This is a genomic window from Bacillus cereus group sp. MYBK220-1 (genome assembly GCF_051916445.1).
GTDB classification, from domain to species: Bacteria; Bacillota; Bacilli; order Bacillales; family Bacillaceae_G; genus Bacillus_A; species Bacillus_A cereus.
Genome location: NZ_JBQAGQ010000011.1, coordinates 17644 through 33327, shown reverse-complemented (window position 1 = coordinate 33327; position 15684 = coordinate 17644). Strand labels below are relative to the sequence as shown.

Sequence of the window (15684 nt, the reverse complement as noted above, 5' to 3'; positions counted from 1 at the left end):
CGTTATAATGTTTAAAAGCAAATAAAAAGATGCTCCTCCAAAATGCTAATAGTATAGGAAATTATATCAACGATTTTTTGAATATATCTATCATAACTTACAATATATCAACGATTTTTCAATTATATCTACCGTAACTCACAATATATCAACGATTCGACAAAGAATATCGATTTACCGACAAAAAACATCAATCCCTTTCTTATATATACGAAGAGGTTGCTCCAAACGGAACAACCTCTTTCTCTATTCCTGAACCGTCACAATAACCCCATCCATATTGTTCCCGGAAATTTCATACTGCTTGTTTGCTGGAACGTTCACTTTCATATTCTCAGAAACTTTATAATAAGAAACAGTATATTTCTTACCTTCTACTTCAGTTGAAATCTCTTTTTCCTCTTTTAAAAACTCTAAATATTCCTCTAGTGTGAAATTCTTTTTTTGCATAATTGCGCTATGAGGTAAGCCTACATAACGTATATGCCATGGCTCATATTGAATGCCTGTAATGTTACTTTTATTTTTCGGATAACGTAATACAAAGCCATGCTTCCATACGTTCTCTTCAATCCATTTTCCTTCAGGCGCTTTCTCCATTTTCTTTTGAGTAGACCCAATGTCCAGTGATAATCCTAAGTTATGTTCACTGTATCCTGCTGGAAGTGCATAATCAGATCCCATTTTTTCATATAGCTGTTTTTGCTCTTGGAAATCTCTATAGCCACTACTAATCAAAAAATGGTTAACACTTTCTTTTCCAGCCGCATCGACAACGTTCAAAAACTTTTTCACAACATCCTTTGATAAACGAAGATTTCTATCAAATATTACATAGCCTCTCACTAATTCACTATTATGATTTACATTTATAATATCAGACCTAATACTATCTTTTTTTACTGGGTAATCCCTGTTAACTAATAATAAATCGCCCTTATAAATTTGTTCCTTCGTAATCTCTTTCCCATCGGTGTTTGCCGCCTTTACTAGCTCATCTTTCCCGACAATTTTAACGTCGATTTCCTTTTGAAATAACGGTGATATATAAACGCCTACACATACTGTGCATACTATAAAAAAAGAAATAAATACCCACTTTTTCATTTCTAGTTCCTCCTTAACGTAACTTACGTATAGAATAGAAAAAACTATTAAAATAAAAAGTGGGGTAAAGTTTAAATTTTTATTAAATTGTTACATTCTCGTCTTTTGGCAATCGTACTTCAAATATCGTTCTAACTACATTGCTCTCAGCAGAAATCGTACCGTTATGTTGCTCGACAATATTTTTCGCAATAAATAGTCCAAGGCCTGTCCCGCCACGGTTCTCAGTTCTTGCTTTATCACCTGTATAGAACATATCAAAAAGATACGGTAAATCTTCTTCCGGGATGCTATCTCCGTAATTCATAATTTGTACGACAACTTCTCCATTATCAACATACCCATTCATATCAACAAATTGTCCATCATAGCCGTAACGAACGGCATTTGTTAACAAGTTTTCAAATACTCTAGCTAACAATTTTCCATCACCGTGCATCGGTAAATGAGGAGCCACATTCAATCTAGCTTCTAAATGATGTTTTTCTAATAACGGATACAATTCCTCCTCTAACTGTATAAGCAACTCACTTATATCAATCGGCTTTTTATCCAGCTTTAGCATGCCATAATTCATACGTGTAATTTCAAATAGCTCATCAATTAAGCTTTCCAGTCTTTGCGATTTCGTATATGCAATTGTGGAGAAATGTTTAATTTGTTCTTTTGTTAAATTTTCATCTTTAAGAATTAAATCTAAATATCCTAACACGGATGTTAATGGTGTTCTTAAATCATGAGCTAAATTCACAACGAGCTGACTTTTACTACTTTCAGCAAAATCTCCTCTTTCAACAGCTTCTTTTAACTTTTCACTTGCAACATTTATTTCACGCGCGATATTTCCAAACTCATCATTTGATGAAACTTGAACTTTATTCGTAAAGTTACCGTTCGCAAGATGATGAATCCCATTAGAAATTTCATCAAAGTATTTTAAATACGGTTTTGTCAAAAAGAAGAAAAAGATAATAGATAACGGAATAAAGAAAATTAAAAAGAAATTAATGTCTCCAAATTCCCTTACCATTGACCTAAATTGTGCTAAAGGCTCTTCGTAGCGAACCATCGTTTTATAATACAGCTGCAATCCTTTATAAATTATATAAGTTACAGTTGCTGCAAGCACCATACTTAACGCAAATAAGGCAATCATTTTAAATCGAAAACTTTTCATCATATTAGCCATTAAAAGTATAACCTACTCCCCACACTGTTTTTATTAATTTATCCTTTCTTTTATCTTCTCCAAGTTTCTTACGCAACGTACGAATATGTACCATTACTGTATTTCCACCTTCATAATAATCGTCTGCCCATACGTGCTGAAAAATATTTTCCACATTGTACACTTTCTTCGGATGACTCGCTAATAAATATAAAATATCAAACTCTTTCGGCGTTAATTCAATTTGCTCACCATATACATCAACCGTCCTACGCTCGGGATTAATTACGACTCCGCCTATTTCTAAAGCAGATTTACTCTCCGCTACTTTCGGTTGATTTAACGTAAAAAACCTACGCAGTTGTGCATTTACACGTGCAACTAATTCAATCGGTGTGAAAGGCTTCGTCATATAATCATCCGCGCCTAGTACAAGACCTGTCACCTTATCAAAGTCCGAAGTTTTCGCGCTTAAAAAAATAATCGGCATATGATGTTTCGTGCGAATTTGACGCGTCACCTCATACCCATCCATTTTCGGCATCATAATATCTAAAATTACCAAGTCGATTGGCTGCGTTTCAATAATATGAACCGCCTCTTCCCCATCCGCTGCCTTCACAACATGGTACCCTTCTTTTTCTAAATGTATCTCAATTAAATCAGCAATTTCTGCCTCGTCATCCGCTATTAAAATTGAAATGCGCTTCATTTTACTCCCCCTTTTTCATTCCATTTTTATACGCTCGATTGTAAACTAGTCTATCCAATTTGTACAATACAAAAAGGCTACTCGTTAGAGTAACCTTGGTAAATAAAATTATATCAGCGATTTTCTAATTATATCGAACACAACTTGAATTATATCAGCGATTTTCCAATTATATCGACCGTAACTCAAATTATATCAGCAATTATTGAAATATATCGACTTACCGACAATGAACGACAAAATCCTCTCGCTATTTGCGGGCATCCTAATGAAACTTCCATTTACCGCTCAAACACAATCCGCTGCTTCGTAATTTCTTCCAATCTTCCGCGATCTACTTCATACTCAGCATCAACGCTTTGCGGCACCATCACTTTCCCGCCCTCAAGCGTCACTTCCGGCCAAATAATATCCTGCTCCCAATGTCTACTAGAAGCAGATATATCTCCTGGAATCGTAAAGTTAGGCAATGACGCAAGAGCAACATTTTGCGCTCGTGAAATCCCCATTTCTACCATACCACCGCACCAAACGGGTACGTTATGCTCCATACAATAATTATGGATCTGAACCGATTCTGTTAATCCGCCCACTCGCCCTGGTTTAATGTTCACAATTTGGCAGCTGCCAAGCGTAATCGCAACGCGTGCATCTTCTAAACTATGAATACTTTCATCTAAACAAATCGGCGTTTCAATTTTCTTTTGCAATTCCGCGTGATCAAGAAAATCGTAATCCGCTAACGGTTGTTCAATCATCATTAATTGGAATTCATCTAGTCGTTTCAGCCTCTCCGTATCCCCTAATGTATATGCTGAATTTGCATCAGCCATTAACGGGATATGCGGAAACTCTTTACGAATTTCTTTCAATAACTCATAATCATGCCCCGGTTTTATTTTTACTTTAAAACGCTCGTATCCTTCTTCCGCGTACTTCTCGATTTGTTTTAACATAACTGGAATCGTATTAAGGCCAATTACAACGCCGACTTCAATTTCAGACTTCGTTCCGCCAAGCAATGTCGCTAACGACTTCTTTTGACGCTTCGCATATAAATCCCAAACAGCCCCCTCTATTCCGGCTTTTGCCATTCGGTTTCTTTTTATATGTTGAAATAGACCCGGTACCTCATTCGGATGAGAAATTTCAGCCTTTAATAAATCAGGTATTAAAAAGTCTTGCAGTATATGCAGCGCTGTCTTCACCGTTTCTTCCGTATACCACGGTTCAGAGAATGCAACGACTTCCCCAAATCCAATGTACCCGTCCGTATCCTCTAATTCAATAACGATACTCTCACGCTTTTCGTAAGTCCCGTAGCTTGCAGCAAACGGGATTACGAGTGGCATTTCCGTTATATACAGTGTCGCTTTTTTTATTTCCACCTACATCTCCTCCACTAATTGTCTTAACTCTCGTCTTAACAATTTTTTCGAAGCGTTACGTGGTAATTCCTCTAAGAAACATGCTTTCTTCGGCACTTTATATTTCGCTAATTTCTCCTCGCAAAAATGAAGAATTTCTTCTTCTGTTACCGCCCCGCTTTTCACAACAAAAGCAGCTGGTACTTGTCCCCATTTATCGTCAGCCATGCCGACAACACCAGCTTCCGCTACTGCCGGATGGGAGAGTAACACTTCTTCAATTTGAGCTGGGTATATATTCTCTCCGCCAGAAATAATTAAATCACTGCGGCGATCTAATACGTATAAAAACCCTTCTTTGTCTAAATAACCGAGGTCGCCAGTATGAAGCCATCCATTTTGAATAGTCTCTCGCGTCGCATCTTCACGGTTAAAGTAACCGCCTGTTACGTTCGGTCCTTTTACTACGATTTCACCTTCCGCATGTGGCGGCACTACTACGCCGTCCTTTTCGATACGAAGCTGGCACTGAAATAGTGGTTTTCCAGCTGATCCTACTTTCGTTAACATGTAATCAGCTGATAACGTACAAATTTGCGAAGACGTTTCTGTCATACCATACGTTTGATACACAGGAATTCCTTTATCTACACACGTTTCTAATAACGGTTTCGGCGCTGGTCCTCCGCCAAGTAACATACATCGTAAAGAAGATGGATATGTCTCTGCCCCAAGTCTCTCTAATAAATCAGTTAACATTTTAGAAACGACAGAAATAATCGTTACGCCTCTCGTTTGAAGTGCTTTATGAATAAAATCCGCATCATATTTCGGAACGAGTAAAATGCGCATGCCATACATAATATTTTTCATTAAAAGAGATAGTCCGCCAACGTGGAACATCGGCATACAAGCTAACCAGCAATCATCATCACGAAGCCCTAAGTTAAGCGAAGAGCCGACCGCACTTGCCCAATGATTACCGTACGTTAAAATAACGCCTTTCGGTTTTCCTGTCGTCCCAGACGTATAAATGATTGTCATCGCTTCTTCTAAAGAAAACTCTTCTTGTATAGAGGCTTCCTCTTTTGGTCCATTCATCACTTCGGCGAATGAATAAACAGGAACATCTTTAGCATCAAAATCTTGATCCGTTACTAAACAAACAACTTCAGCATCATCCATTTGCCAAAGTAGCTCTTCTCTTGAAAGACGCGTATTTAAAAGCACAGCTACTGCCCCTACGTACGATAGGGCGTGAATAACTGTAATCATCTCCATACCATTTTTCATCAGAACAGCCACCTTTTGCCCTCGCTCCACTCCAACATGCGTGAGGTGTTCACAAACAGATACTACTTTTTCATGCAGCTCCATAAAAGTAACTTTCTCTTCCTCTATTTCAATTGCAGTGCGATCTGGTGTTAAAAATGCACGTTGCATTAACCAATTTGGCATCGTCTCCATCATTCATTCTCCTTTCATGAAAGAAAGAGACTTGATATGATATCAAGTCTCTTAGTTGTTTTGTTTCCGGTTTGACCTTTTCGTTGCGTCTCACTTTATTGGCAAGCCGCTTCCGCTTTTGGTTTGATCACGGGAAACGAGGGAATTGACCGAAGTCCGGACTGCGTTTTTCTTTGAATGCGTCGCGGCCTTCTTTTGCTTCGTCAGTTGTGTAGTACAATAACGTTGCATCTCCAGCTAGTTGTTGAATACCAGCTAGACCGTCTGTGTCTGCGTTGAATGCAGCTTTTAGGAAACGAAGTGCCATTGGGCTGTTTGCTAAAATTTCTTGTGCCCATTGTACTGTTTCTGCTTCAAGCTCTTCTAATGGTACTACAGTGTTTACTAAGCCCATATCAAGCGCTTCTTGAGCACTATATTGACGGCATAGGTACCAAATTTCGCGAGCTTTCTTGTGGCCTACCATACGAGCTAAGTAACCAGCTCCGTATCCACCGTCAAAGCTTCCTACTTTAGGACCTGTTTGTCCGAATACAGCGTTGTCTGCAGCGATTGTTAAGTCACATACGATATGAAGTACGTGTCCACCACCGATTGCATAACCTGCTACCATTGCGATAACTGGTTTAGGAATTGCGCGAATTAGACGTTGTAAGTCTAATACGTTTAAACGAGGGATTTGGTCGTCACCTACATATCCACCATGACCGCGAACTTTTTGGTCGCCGCCAGAACAGAATGCACGTCCCCCTTCACCTGTTAAAATGATAACGCCAACATTTGCATCATCACGAGCTTGTGCAAAAGCGTCGATTAACTCCATTACCGTTTTTGGACGGAATGCGTTATGTACTTCAGGACGGTTAATCGAAATTTTTGCGATACCATTGTATGTTGAATAAATAATATCTTCGTAATTGCCTTCTTTTACCCATTCAATAGCCATTACAACTACCTCCTTGTATATTTCTGATTTCACCTATAAGCGTGGCTTCCTTCTTACTGAAAAAAGTATCACTGCATAGTTTTTAGAAATCCCTTTACTATTGTATCAAACTTTTCCGGTTGTTCCACATGAATTGCATGGCCAGCACCATGAATTTTGACAAATTTCGCGTCAGAGACGCATTTTTCGATGTTTTTTAATATGCGGAAGAACTTTTCATCATATTCTCCGTTCATTAAAAGAACAGGTATTTTTAAGTTTTTCAGCTCATCCCACCAGGAAGGCTGAGCCCCAGTTCCCATGCCGCGCAAGCTATTTGCGAGCCCTTTTGGGTTGTTAGCAAGTCGTTCTTTTCGCACCGCTTCTTGTACGTTTTTTGCTAAACGTTTTTGCGTTGCAAAAAGCGGAATATCTTCCCACATCGATACAAAACTTTCTATGCCTTCTCGCTCAATTTTATCGGCAAGTCGATCATCTTTTTCACGACGTTCTTTTCTATCCGCTTCGTCTTCGAGCCCAGCTGTACAATTTTCTAATAAAAGAGAGTGTACATAATCTGGATATAGACATGCCATCGTAATCGCCAGTCTTCCTCCCATTGAGTAGCCAAGTATATGTACTTTTTCAATATGAAGGTAATCTAGTAGTTCTTTCATTTGCAATGCCACATTTCGGATATCATAATGCGCAACATCTTCAGGACTCTCCGTCTTTCCGTGCCCAACAAGATCAACTACAATAACTTGAAACTGCTCACTCCATGAAGAGATAAAAGAACGCCACGTTTCCATGCTTCCCGTAAAACCATGAAGAAGTAGAAGTGGTTCCCCGCTTCCGACTACTTCATATTCATACGATACACCTTGCAGCGTTACTTTCATTTTGATTCACCTTGTAAAGATGTAGTAATTACGTCCTGTGTTTTTGCCCATAACGTACGGTGCAATGTTAAGTTTTCATCACGGTTCGTACAAATTTCCACAACGTGTAAACCTTCTGTCGTCGTTCCTTTTCGAACTTCTTCTCGGAATTGCTCCCAACCATTTACACGGCTAAATGAACCGCCGTACATTTTGACAACATGCTCATAATCAAGTCCAATTGGTGTTCCAAATAATGATTCAAAATGTTCCTTTTTCTCATACTGTGGTAAGAATGAGAAAATACCCCCACCATCATTATTTACAACGACAATTGTTATGTTTAATTCATGTAATTTCGCTGCTAACAGCCCGTTTAAATCGTGATAAAATGATAAATCACCAATTACTAATACAAGTGGATCGCAAATAATGCTTGCTCCTAGAGCTGTCGAAATGATTCCATCAATACCATTTACACCACGGTTTGCCATCACATGGATGTTTTTATCCGATGTGAAGAAGAATGAGTCTGTATCACGAATTGGCATACTATTGCTCGCAAATAACGTTGCGTCTTCTGGTAATACGCGCACAATATCTGTAATAACCTTTCCTTCAAATGCAGTTTCATATGTTTCCATTTCACGAAGCGTTTCCTTCGTTTTTTCGTTTATATGTTGCCACATTAGGGACCAATCATTCTTTTTCATAACTGGCATTTTTTCTATTAATGCCTTGCAGAATTCAATGTCACTTGCTTGCACAACTTCTGTCGCAACAAGAGCTGGATCTCTCCATTGTCCTGATTCATCGACAACGATATGAACTGCTTTTGTTTGTTTTTTTATGAACTGCGTTAATGATTTAGAAACAGGCATACCACCAAAGCGAATTAAAACGTCCGGTTTCCATGTTTCTTTTAACTTTTCATTTCGTAAAAATGTATCATAACAGTCAATTACCATCGTTTTATCGTGGTGTCCGCTACGAATATTAGAAAGTGGGTCTGCTAATATAGGATAGCCAGTTTTTTCAGCTAGTTGCGTTGCAAACATTGCGATTTCTGCATGACTATCATCTCCACAAATAATAAGCCCCTTTTCCATATGTGAAAGGCGCCCTACAAGAGAATCTACATATTCACTCGGCATCACCGCGTTTCCTTGCTGAACTACTCCTGTATATTCACTACGTCCTTTATCCCATAAGCTTTCTAGTGAGAAATCAGGGATAAGTGGCTCGCGAACTGGAAAATTAAGATGAACAGGACCCTGCGGTGCTAAACAAGCATTTGCTACTATACGCTGCGTCGTCATACGAGCGTAATGATACATCGCTTCACTTGCTTCTGGCAGTGCCATCTCTGTAAATTGTTTCACAAAAGTACCGTATAAATTAAATTGATTCATTGCTTGTGGTGCACCCACATCTCTTAATTCATGCGGTCTATCCGCTGTTAAGACGATAAGTGGGACCCTTGAATGAAAAGCTTCACATACAGCTGGATAATAGTTCGCTGCTGCTGTTCCTGACGTACATAATAATGCTACTGGGCGTTTTTTTGCTTTCGCAATACCGAGCGCGAAAAATCCTGCTGATCTTTCATCCACATGTAAATATGTGTTCATTCCTTCGTGTTGTTCCATTAGTAAAGCAATCGGCGTTGACCGTGAGCCTGGACTAATGACAACATCACATACATCTAGACGCGTCAGTTCATCCACGAACGCGCCTAAATAATATGATAATGCTTCTATATGATTGTTCATTTCATTAATTCCTCCAAAGCACCAAGCATCGGTCTAAACTTCAAACTTGTTTCTTCATATTCAAGCTGCGGGATTGAATCAATTACAATACCACAACCGGCAAATAAGGATGCTTTCTCGCCGTTTAATAATCCGCAGCGCAGCGCAACCGCAAATTCACCATTTCCTTCATCATCTATCCAGCCAATCGGTGCACCATACAACCCTCTGTCTAACAATTCAACATCACGGATCAGTTTCATCGCTTCCAAACGAGGTGTCCCGCCAAGAGCTGGTGTTGGATGTAATTCTTCTACCATTGTTAAAAGACTCGCATCGCCTTTTGCTTCTACAGGCGTATATAAGTGAATTAAGTTTTTCGTTGTTAATAAACCTGGGCTTTCCGGAATATTAACGTATTCGCAATGTTCATTTAGTACCGAGCGGATCATGTTAACAACATACCCATGTTCAGCTAAATTCTTTTCATCATGAAGAAGCGCATTACTATTTCGCTTACTTTCTTCTATAGAATGACCATGACCGATTGAACCCGCAAGACACATCGATGTAAATTTCTCATCTTCTTTGCGAATTAATCTCTCAGGCGTCGCTCCTAAGAAGCATGCTCCTTTATAATCAAAAGAAAATACGTAACAATCCGGTTGACCAATGCGAAGTGCTTCTAAAACAAGAGCAGAATCAATCGAATGGTTTATCTCTACTTTTAGTTCCCTCGCCAATACAACCTTCTGCACGTTACCCTGCTTCATCTCATCTTGTACTTTTTCAATTGCTTTCATCCAGCCTTTCGGATCCACTTCTACTTTAGAAATAACAGTTAATTTCGATCCGTTTAGCGCACATTTACTCTCCTCAAAAATTTTCTCTTCTAAAGAAATCATTTCATTATAAAGAGTTTCTGCACAATCTGTTGCTGCAACAAATGTATTCATCGTTAACCATGCTTTTTCATTTTTTACAGTTAATAAAAATGCTGGTAGTGAAAATGTCGTATCTTTAAATTCTTTCCATAGGTCCGTTTTCTCTTTTTCTGGATCAAATGAAAAACCACCAAATAAAAGCGGACCCGTTCCAAATTCATATTCATCTCTTTGGACAAATGCATTCTCTTTTACTTTCTCCCACTCGTCACGAGCGGTTTGAAAGCGCTTATGAGAAGAATTTGCTATAGTGAAAACAGAGCCAATTCCTGCAAATATTACATGCTGAGCCGGGTCTGCAAAATAACATCTATTTTCGAATGAAATCCTTTTTCCTGCTGCATAGAACAGAAGCGGATCCACCCAGTCTATTTGTTTTACAAAACTAACCAATGTTTTTTCGTTAGTTGCACGCTTGATAGCTGCAATAAGAACTTCTTGCAAGCCTTTTTGTTTCGTTTGAATCACAATTGTCTCCCCCCTATGGGCGAAAAATAGTCATAATTACGCTTGATTTTAAGATACACCTCAAACGAAAGGCCTGTCAACGTTTAGCATTTCTGAGAAATTCACCTTCTCTTCCTAGAAAATAAACGTTGACACTAAATGATGCTTTTTCTACACTTAGTTGTGTACAATATGTGACCAAAGGAGGATTCAACATGGAAATGAACGTCAAAACGAATTCCTCTCCTACGGCGCCAAAGCCAAGTAAGCAAACAGGCTGGCGCATCTGGTGGAGTTTACTACGTCCCCATACATTAACAGCCGCTTTCGTACCTGTTTTCATCGGAACAGCATATTCGATGCAGGTCGGAGGTATAAATCAAATACATCTTCCTCTTTTCCTTATGATGCTTCTTGCTTGTCTTCTCATTCAAGCAGCAACAAACATGTTTAATGAATACTTTGATTATAAAAGAGGACTCGATCACGAAGGTTCAGTTGGTATCGGCGGCGCTATCGTTCGCGATGGCATTCAGCCAAAAACAGTGCTTAACTTAGCATTTGGATTTTTCGGCATCGCAATACTACTAGGTGTTTATATTTGTATGAATTCTAGCTGGTGGCTTGCTGCAATCGGTCTTGTTTGTATGGCCGTTGCTTACCTTTATACAGGTGGCCCACTTCCAATTGCATATACACCATTTGGAGAGTTGACAGCCGGATTATTTATGGGTGTCATTATTATTGGGATTTCATTCTTTATTCAAACTGGAACTGTAACATCAGAAGTCATTTTACTATCTATCCCAAGCTCCATTTTAATTGGCGCCATTTTACTAGCTAATAATATTCGTGACTTGGATGGCGATAAAGAAAACGGTCGTAAAACGTTAGCAATTCTCGTTGGGCGCGAGCGAGCGGTTGGTGTACTTGCTTCGATGTTCATCGTTTCCTACATTTGGACAATTGCTTTAATTATCGTGGGCATCGTATCACCATGGATGCTTATCGTATTTTTAAGTGCACCGAAAGCATTTAAAGCGACGAAAGGCTTTATCGGCAAAAGCATTCCAATAGAAATGGTACCTGCGATGATTGCAACAGCAAAAACAAATACAATCTTCGGTTTCCTAATGGGAATCGGATTATTACTTGGATACTTTCTATAAAAGGAGCTGCTTATGCGGCTCCTTTTTCATATCTAAAATTCATCTCATAATTCCTACTCTCAACGCTCATACTATGTAAAGAAACTGAATTGTAGGAAGGTGGACGACTATGTTAACTCCACAACAAGTAGGTCAATTTAAATCCATTTTAGAAAAACAAAAACAAGAACTAGAGCAAACGATACAAACTCATGAAAATACAGATCGTGCTTCTGAACGTGACTCAGTAGGAGAACTGTCTAGCTATGACAACCATCCAGGTGATATGGCTACAGAGCTATATGAACGGGAAAAAGACTTCGGGCTTATTGAACTTTGGCATAAACAGCTTGAGGACACGAAACATGCCTTGCAAAAAATAGAAGCGGGTACGTACGGCATTTGCGAAGTGTCTGGCGAAGAGATTCCATTTGAAAGATTGGAAGCAATGCCAACCGCTACAACATGCATCCAGCACGCGACAAATAAGTTAAATATGAATACACGACCAGTTGAAGAAGAAGTGTTGTCTCCTTCTTTCCACAAGCATGATGAGGACAATTCTGTTGAGTACGATGCGGAAGATGCGTGGCAAGATGTCGCAAATTACGGAACATCTGAAACGCCGTCTGATTTAGAAAGACAAGATTCAAAAAACTATAATGGCATGTATGTAAATAGTGAAGAAAACGTAGGCTACGTGGAGGATTTTGAAAACTTTATCGGTACGGATATGTACGGGAAAAACCCACAAGTTTTCGCTACAGAAGAGCATGAAGAATATGAACAAATGCTTGATGATTTTGAAGAACGTACCTTCAAAGGTGAATTATCTTCAAATGAATCTAGTTCCAAAGAATAAAAAAAAGCATTCCGAAAATCGGAATGCTTTTTATCGCTAGCTAATTAGTTTTTTGTAACGTTAGCAGCTTGTGGTCCACGGTTACCTTCAACGATTTCGAAAGAAACTTCTTGACCTTCTTCTAAAGTTTTGAATCCGTCACCTTGGATAGCTGAGAAGTGAACGAATACATCGTCTCCACCTTCAACTTCGATGAAACCGAAACCTTTTTCGCTGTTGAACCATTTAACTTTACCTGTTTGCATGTCATGTACCTCCTAAATAAAAATGAAACTATGAATCCACATGAAAAGGTGGATATAAAGGACATGAATGTATAACAAGCTTACAGCCTTTAATTCAACGTGCTTTATTTCCGTACCACATTATGTAGCTCAATAGTGATTTCACTATATCACGCTATATCCAAAACGTCAAATGAGAACACTTTCATTCCACCATTTTTTTATAATTTTAATATAATGTTGAATTTCCATATTCATATATTATCCCGCCATTTGCGGACAGCTTGATTAGCGGGAGCTGATAATCAGTTTTGGTTGGTTCCACTTTATTTGAAAATTAACAAAACTAAAGTATTCTAATCCTATTAAATTCTGTACAATATAAGTATCTATTACATACGAGGTGAAAAAAATGAGAGCACACGAAATCGAGTATAAGTTATATGGCGATGATATGCAGTTTGTTGAAATTGAGTTAGATCCAGAAGAGAGCGTGATCGCAGAAGCTGGCGCAATGATGATGATGGAAGATTACATAGAAATGGAAACAATCTTCGGTGATGGTTCTGGCCCATCTGGAGGTTTATTCGGAAAATTAATGGGCGCTGGTAAACGTCTCGTTACAGGCGAAAGTATGTTTATGACTGTATTTACAAATACAGGTCACGGCAAGCGCCACGTCTCATTTGCTGCTCCTTATCCTGGTAAAATTATTCCTGTAGATTTAACAGAGTATCAAGGAAAAGTAGTTTGTCAAAAAGATGCCTTTCTTTGTGCCGCAAAAGGTGTTTCTATCGGAATTGAATTTACGAAAAAAATAGGAACTGGTTTCTTCGGTGGTGAAGGTTTCATCATGCAGAAACTTGAAGGTGATGGCCTTGCTTTCATGCACGCAGGTGGAACTGTATATAAACGTGAATTAAAACCTGGTGAGAAACTTCGTATTGATACAGGTTGTCTCGTTGCTATGACAAAAGACATTAACTATGATGTCGAGTTCGTTGGTAAAGTAAAAACAGCTCTATTTGGCGGCGAGGGTTTATTCTTCGCAACATTAGAAGGTCCTGGAACAGTTTGGATTCAGTCCTTAACACTTAGCCGCTTAGCAGCACGCCTTACAAGCCCAGCAGCGCAAAGTACTGGCGAAGGTAGTGTATTAGGTGGACTTGGTCGTTTATTAGATGGGAAAGAGTAAACTGTGCCCTTATGTAGGCATGGCCATCAACTAATAAAATAATAAAATTAAAACACCCTTGCTTGCAGTAATGTAGTGAAAGGGTGTTTTAATTTACGTCTACAAACGAGAAAAAGCAGTTAAAATAAAGTAATAAGGTTTACTTCAGGAAAATAAGGTATATTATATTTGTTGAATAGATTCTCTTTAGAGACAAGAAAAGTAGGTGAACAAAGTGGGAAAATATCAATTGGATTCCAAAAGTCAGGTAGCTGTGGCAAAGTTCCATGAAAAACAGAAACCTGCCAAATTTGATAAAAAGCAGCAACTTGAAAAATTGCGTACGGAATATTTGAAAAAGAAGCAAAAACAAACAGATAAATAATACGTTTTTTTTTTCAAATTTTTCTGTATATAGTGTAAACAAACACAAGAAAATAGGTAAGTTATTCATCGTTCAAATATATACAGGCTATTTTTTCAAACCTCTTACTTATGCAACTAACGCATGCGTCAGTTCATTAAGAATAACTAAAAAAGTCGATTCCTTGAGATGAAAAAGAGTAAACAGTGCCCTTATCAGGCACTGTTTTATTTTGACCTTATAATTTCCTCCACCGATTTAGATAAGCGATACAAGCTATTCCCCACCTCCAAAAGAATGAATCAAGTTCCTCACCGCATATATTAAACTATACCTTTTCTTAAGGAGGGCTACCTTAATGCGTACTCCTTTATCCTTTGATAAAGACACTGCCATACTGTTAGCTTCTTGTTGTGAGTTAACGTATGAACAATATAAACAAAATGGCATTTTCGAGATACCAGATGGTTTTCAATATGTACAAGGGTTTCAAGGAAAGGCCATTCAAACAACAGAATGGTTCGGATTTATATTAGAATCTGAGGATACAATTATTGTTGCCTTCAGAGGCACTCAAACAGACCCCGATTGGATTATTGATTCTCTCGTCAATCAAAAACCTTATCCTTATGCTTTAAATGGCGGAAATGTCCATAACGGTTTTCTCTCTATTTATGAGTCTTGTCGTGATTCTATTATGGATATGCTCGTATCATTGCCAGCACATAAAAAACTGCTAGCTACTGGGCATAGTCTAGGTGGCGCGCTTGCCACATTACACATATTAGATGCACGTATAAATACTGCCTTCGCACAGTATGGACTTTATACATTCGCTTCTCCAAAAGTAGGAGATATCGCTTTTCGAAATTATTATAAACTACAAGTAGCTAGTAGCTTTCGTTTCGTCAACTTGTTCGATGTCGTCCCACTTCTCCCTCCCCGAAACATAAATTTTAATGATCATGATTGGGAGTATGCACACGTCCATCACAACATGACATTTACAAAAAACACAAAATCCATTACAAATAATCATTCCATTACAACATACAAAACATGTCTGACTTCTCATTTTTAACCAGTAAACAATTGGAAATAAAATATTCGTATACTATAATAATGTATGAAGTTATTTTTGGA

Annotated in this window: 15 protein-coding genes; 5 read left to right on the top strand and 10 right to left on the bottom strand. The window is 38.4% G+C overall.

Features of this window, described 5'->3' with window-relative positions; translation table 11 throughout:
• Positions 1-246: 246 nt before the first annotated feature.
• The 9 genes from ACTFRU_RS27125 to ACTFRU_RS27085 form a co-directional block, all read right to left on the bottom strand.
• On the bottom strand, positions 247-1107 hold the full coding sequence (locus ACTFRU_RS27125) for a D-Ala-D-Ala carboxypeptidase VanY (RefSeq protein ID WP_000759406.1): 861 nt from the start codon (positions 1105-1107) through the stop codon (positions 247-249).
• Between the two features lie 82 nt (positions 1108-1189).
• Complete coding sequence (locus ACTFRU_RS27120) at positions 1190-2296, bottom strand: sensor histidine kinase (protein WP_025709983.1); 1107 nt, start codon at positions 2294-2296, stop codon at positions 1190-1192.
• Positions 2289-2987 (bottom strand): response regulator transcription factor, encoded by a 699-nt coding sequence (locus tag ACTFRU_RS27115; RefSeq protein WP_000822509.1) that lies wholly within the window; start codon positions 2985-2987, stop codon positions 2289-2291. The genes ACTFRU_RS27120 and ACTFRU_RS27115 overlap by 8 nt, the downstream gene beginning before the upstream one ends.
• A 281-nt stretch (positions 2988-3268) precedes the next feature.
• Positions 3269-4375 carry an o-succinylbenzoate synthase gene (gene menC, locus ACTFRU_RS27110; RefSeq protein ID WP_025709982.1) on the bottom strand — a complete coding sequence of 369 codons (1107 nt, stop codon included), beginning with the start codon at positions 4373-4375 and terminating at the stop codon, positions 3269-3271.
• Positions 4376-5821, bottom strand: coding sequence for an o-succinylbenzoate--CoA ligase (locus ACTFRU_RS27105; RefSeq protein WP_440037973.1), 1446 nt, complete (start codon positions 5819-5821; stop codon positions 4376-4378).
• A 127-nt stretch (positions 5822-5948) separates the two neighbouring features.
• Positions 5949-6767 carry a 1,4-dihydroxy-2-naphthoyl-CoA synthase gene (gene menB / locus ACTFRU_RS27100; RefSeq protein ID WP_000963885.1) on the bottom strand — a complete coding sequence of 273 codons (819 nt, stop codon included), beginning with the start codon at positions 6765-6767 and terminating at the stop codon, positions 5949-5951.
• A 68-nt stretch (positions 6768-6835) separates the two neighbouring features.
• Positions 6836-7648 carry a 2-succinyl-6-hydroxy-2,4-cyclohexadiene-1-carboxylate synthase gene (menH, locus tag ACTFRU_RS27095; RefSeq protein ID WP_016123511.1) on the bottom strand — a complete coding sequence of 271 codons (813 nt, stop codon included), beginning with the start codon at positions 7646-7648 and terminating at the stop codon, positions 6836-6838.
• On the bottom strand, positions 7645-9399 hold the full coding sequence (menD, locus tag ACTFRU_RS27090; RefSeq protein WP_001059192.1) for a 2-succinyl-5-enolpyruvyl-6-hydroxy-3-cyclohexene-1-carboxylic-acid synthase: 1755 nt from the start codon (positions 9397-9399) through the stop codon (positions 7645-7647). The genes menH and menD overlap by 4 nt, the downstream gene beginning before the upstream one ends.
• Positions 9396-10790: an isochorismate synthase gene (locus tag ACTFRU_RS27085; protein WP_000616736.1), complete on the bottom strand. Its 1395-nt coding sequence runs from the start codon at positions 10788-10790 to the stop codon at positions 9396-9398. The genes menD and ACTFRU_RS27085 overlap by 4 nt, the downstream gene beginning before the upstream one ends.
• Positions 10791-10984: 194 nt before the next feature.
• Between ACTFRU_RS27085 and ACTFRU_RS27080 the strand changes: the two genes are divergently transcribed.
• Both ACTFRU_RS27080 and ACTFRU_RS27075 read left to right on the top strand, forming a co-directional pair.
• Positions 10985-11938 (top strand): 1,4-dihydroxy-2-naphthoate polyprenyltransferase, encoded by a 954-nt coding sequence (locus ACTFRU_RS27080; protein WP_000425769.1) that lies wholly within the window; start codon positions 10985-10987, stop codon positions 11936-11938.
• Between the two features lie 109 nt (positions 11939-12047).
• Positions 12048-12779 (top strand): yteA family sporulation protein, encoded by a 732-nt coding sequence (locus tag ACTFRU_RS27075; protein WP_000957396.1) that lies wholly within the window; start codon positions 12048-12050, stop codon positions 12777-12779.
• 44 nt (positions 12780-12823) lie between these two features.
• Here ACTFRU_RS27075 and cspD read toward each other — a convergent pair whose 3' ends face one another.
• Positions 12824-13024 (bottom strand): cold-shock protein CspD, encoded by a 201-nt coding sequence (gene cspD, locus ACTFRU_RS27070; RefSeq protein ID WP_001193054.1) that lies wholly within the window; start codon positions 13022-13024, stop codon positions 12824-12826.
• A gap of 391 nt (positions 13025-13415) precedes the next feature.
• Here cspD and ACTFRU_RS27065 point away from each other — a divergent pair, with 391 nt between their 5' ends.
• The 3 genes from ACTFRU_RS27065 (at position 13416) to ACTFRU_RS27055 (ending at position 15622) form a co-directional block, all read left to right on the top strand.
• On the top strand, positions 13416-14198 hold the full coding sequence (locus ACTFRU_RS27065) for a TIGR00266 family protein (protein WP_001201257.1): 783 nt from the start codon (positions 13416-13418) through the stop codon (positions 14196-14198).
• Between the two features lie 214 nt (positions 14199-14412).
• On the top strand, positions 14413-14562 hold the full coding sequence (locus ACTFRU_RS27060) for a hypothetical protein (RefSeq protein ID WP_000521639.1): 150 nt from the start codon (positions 14413-14415) through the stop codon (positions 14560-14562).
• A gap of 337 nt (positions 14563-14899) precedes the next feature.
• A complete protein-coding gene (locus ACTFRU_RS27055) occupies positions 14900-15622 on the top strand; it encodes a lipase family protein (RefSeq protein ID WP_001260111.1) in 723 nt (240 codons plus the stop codon).
• Positions 15623-15684 lie beyond the last annotated feature (62 nt).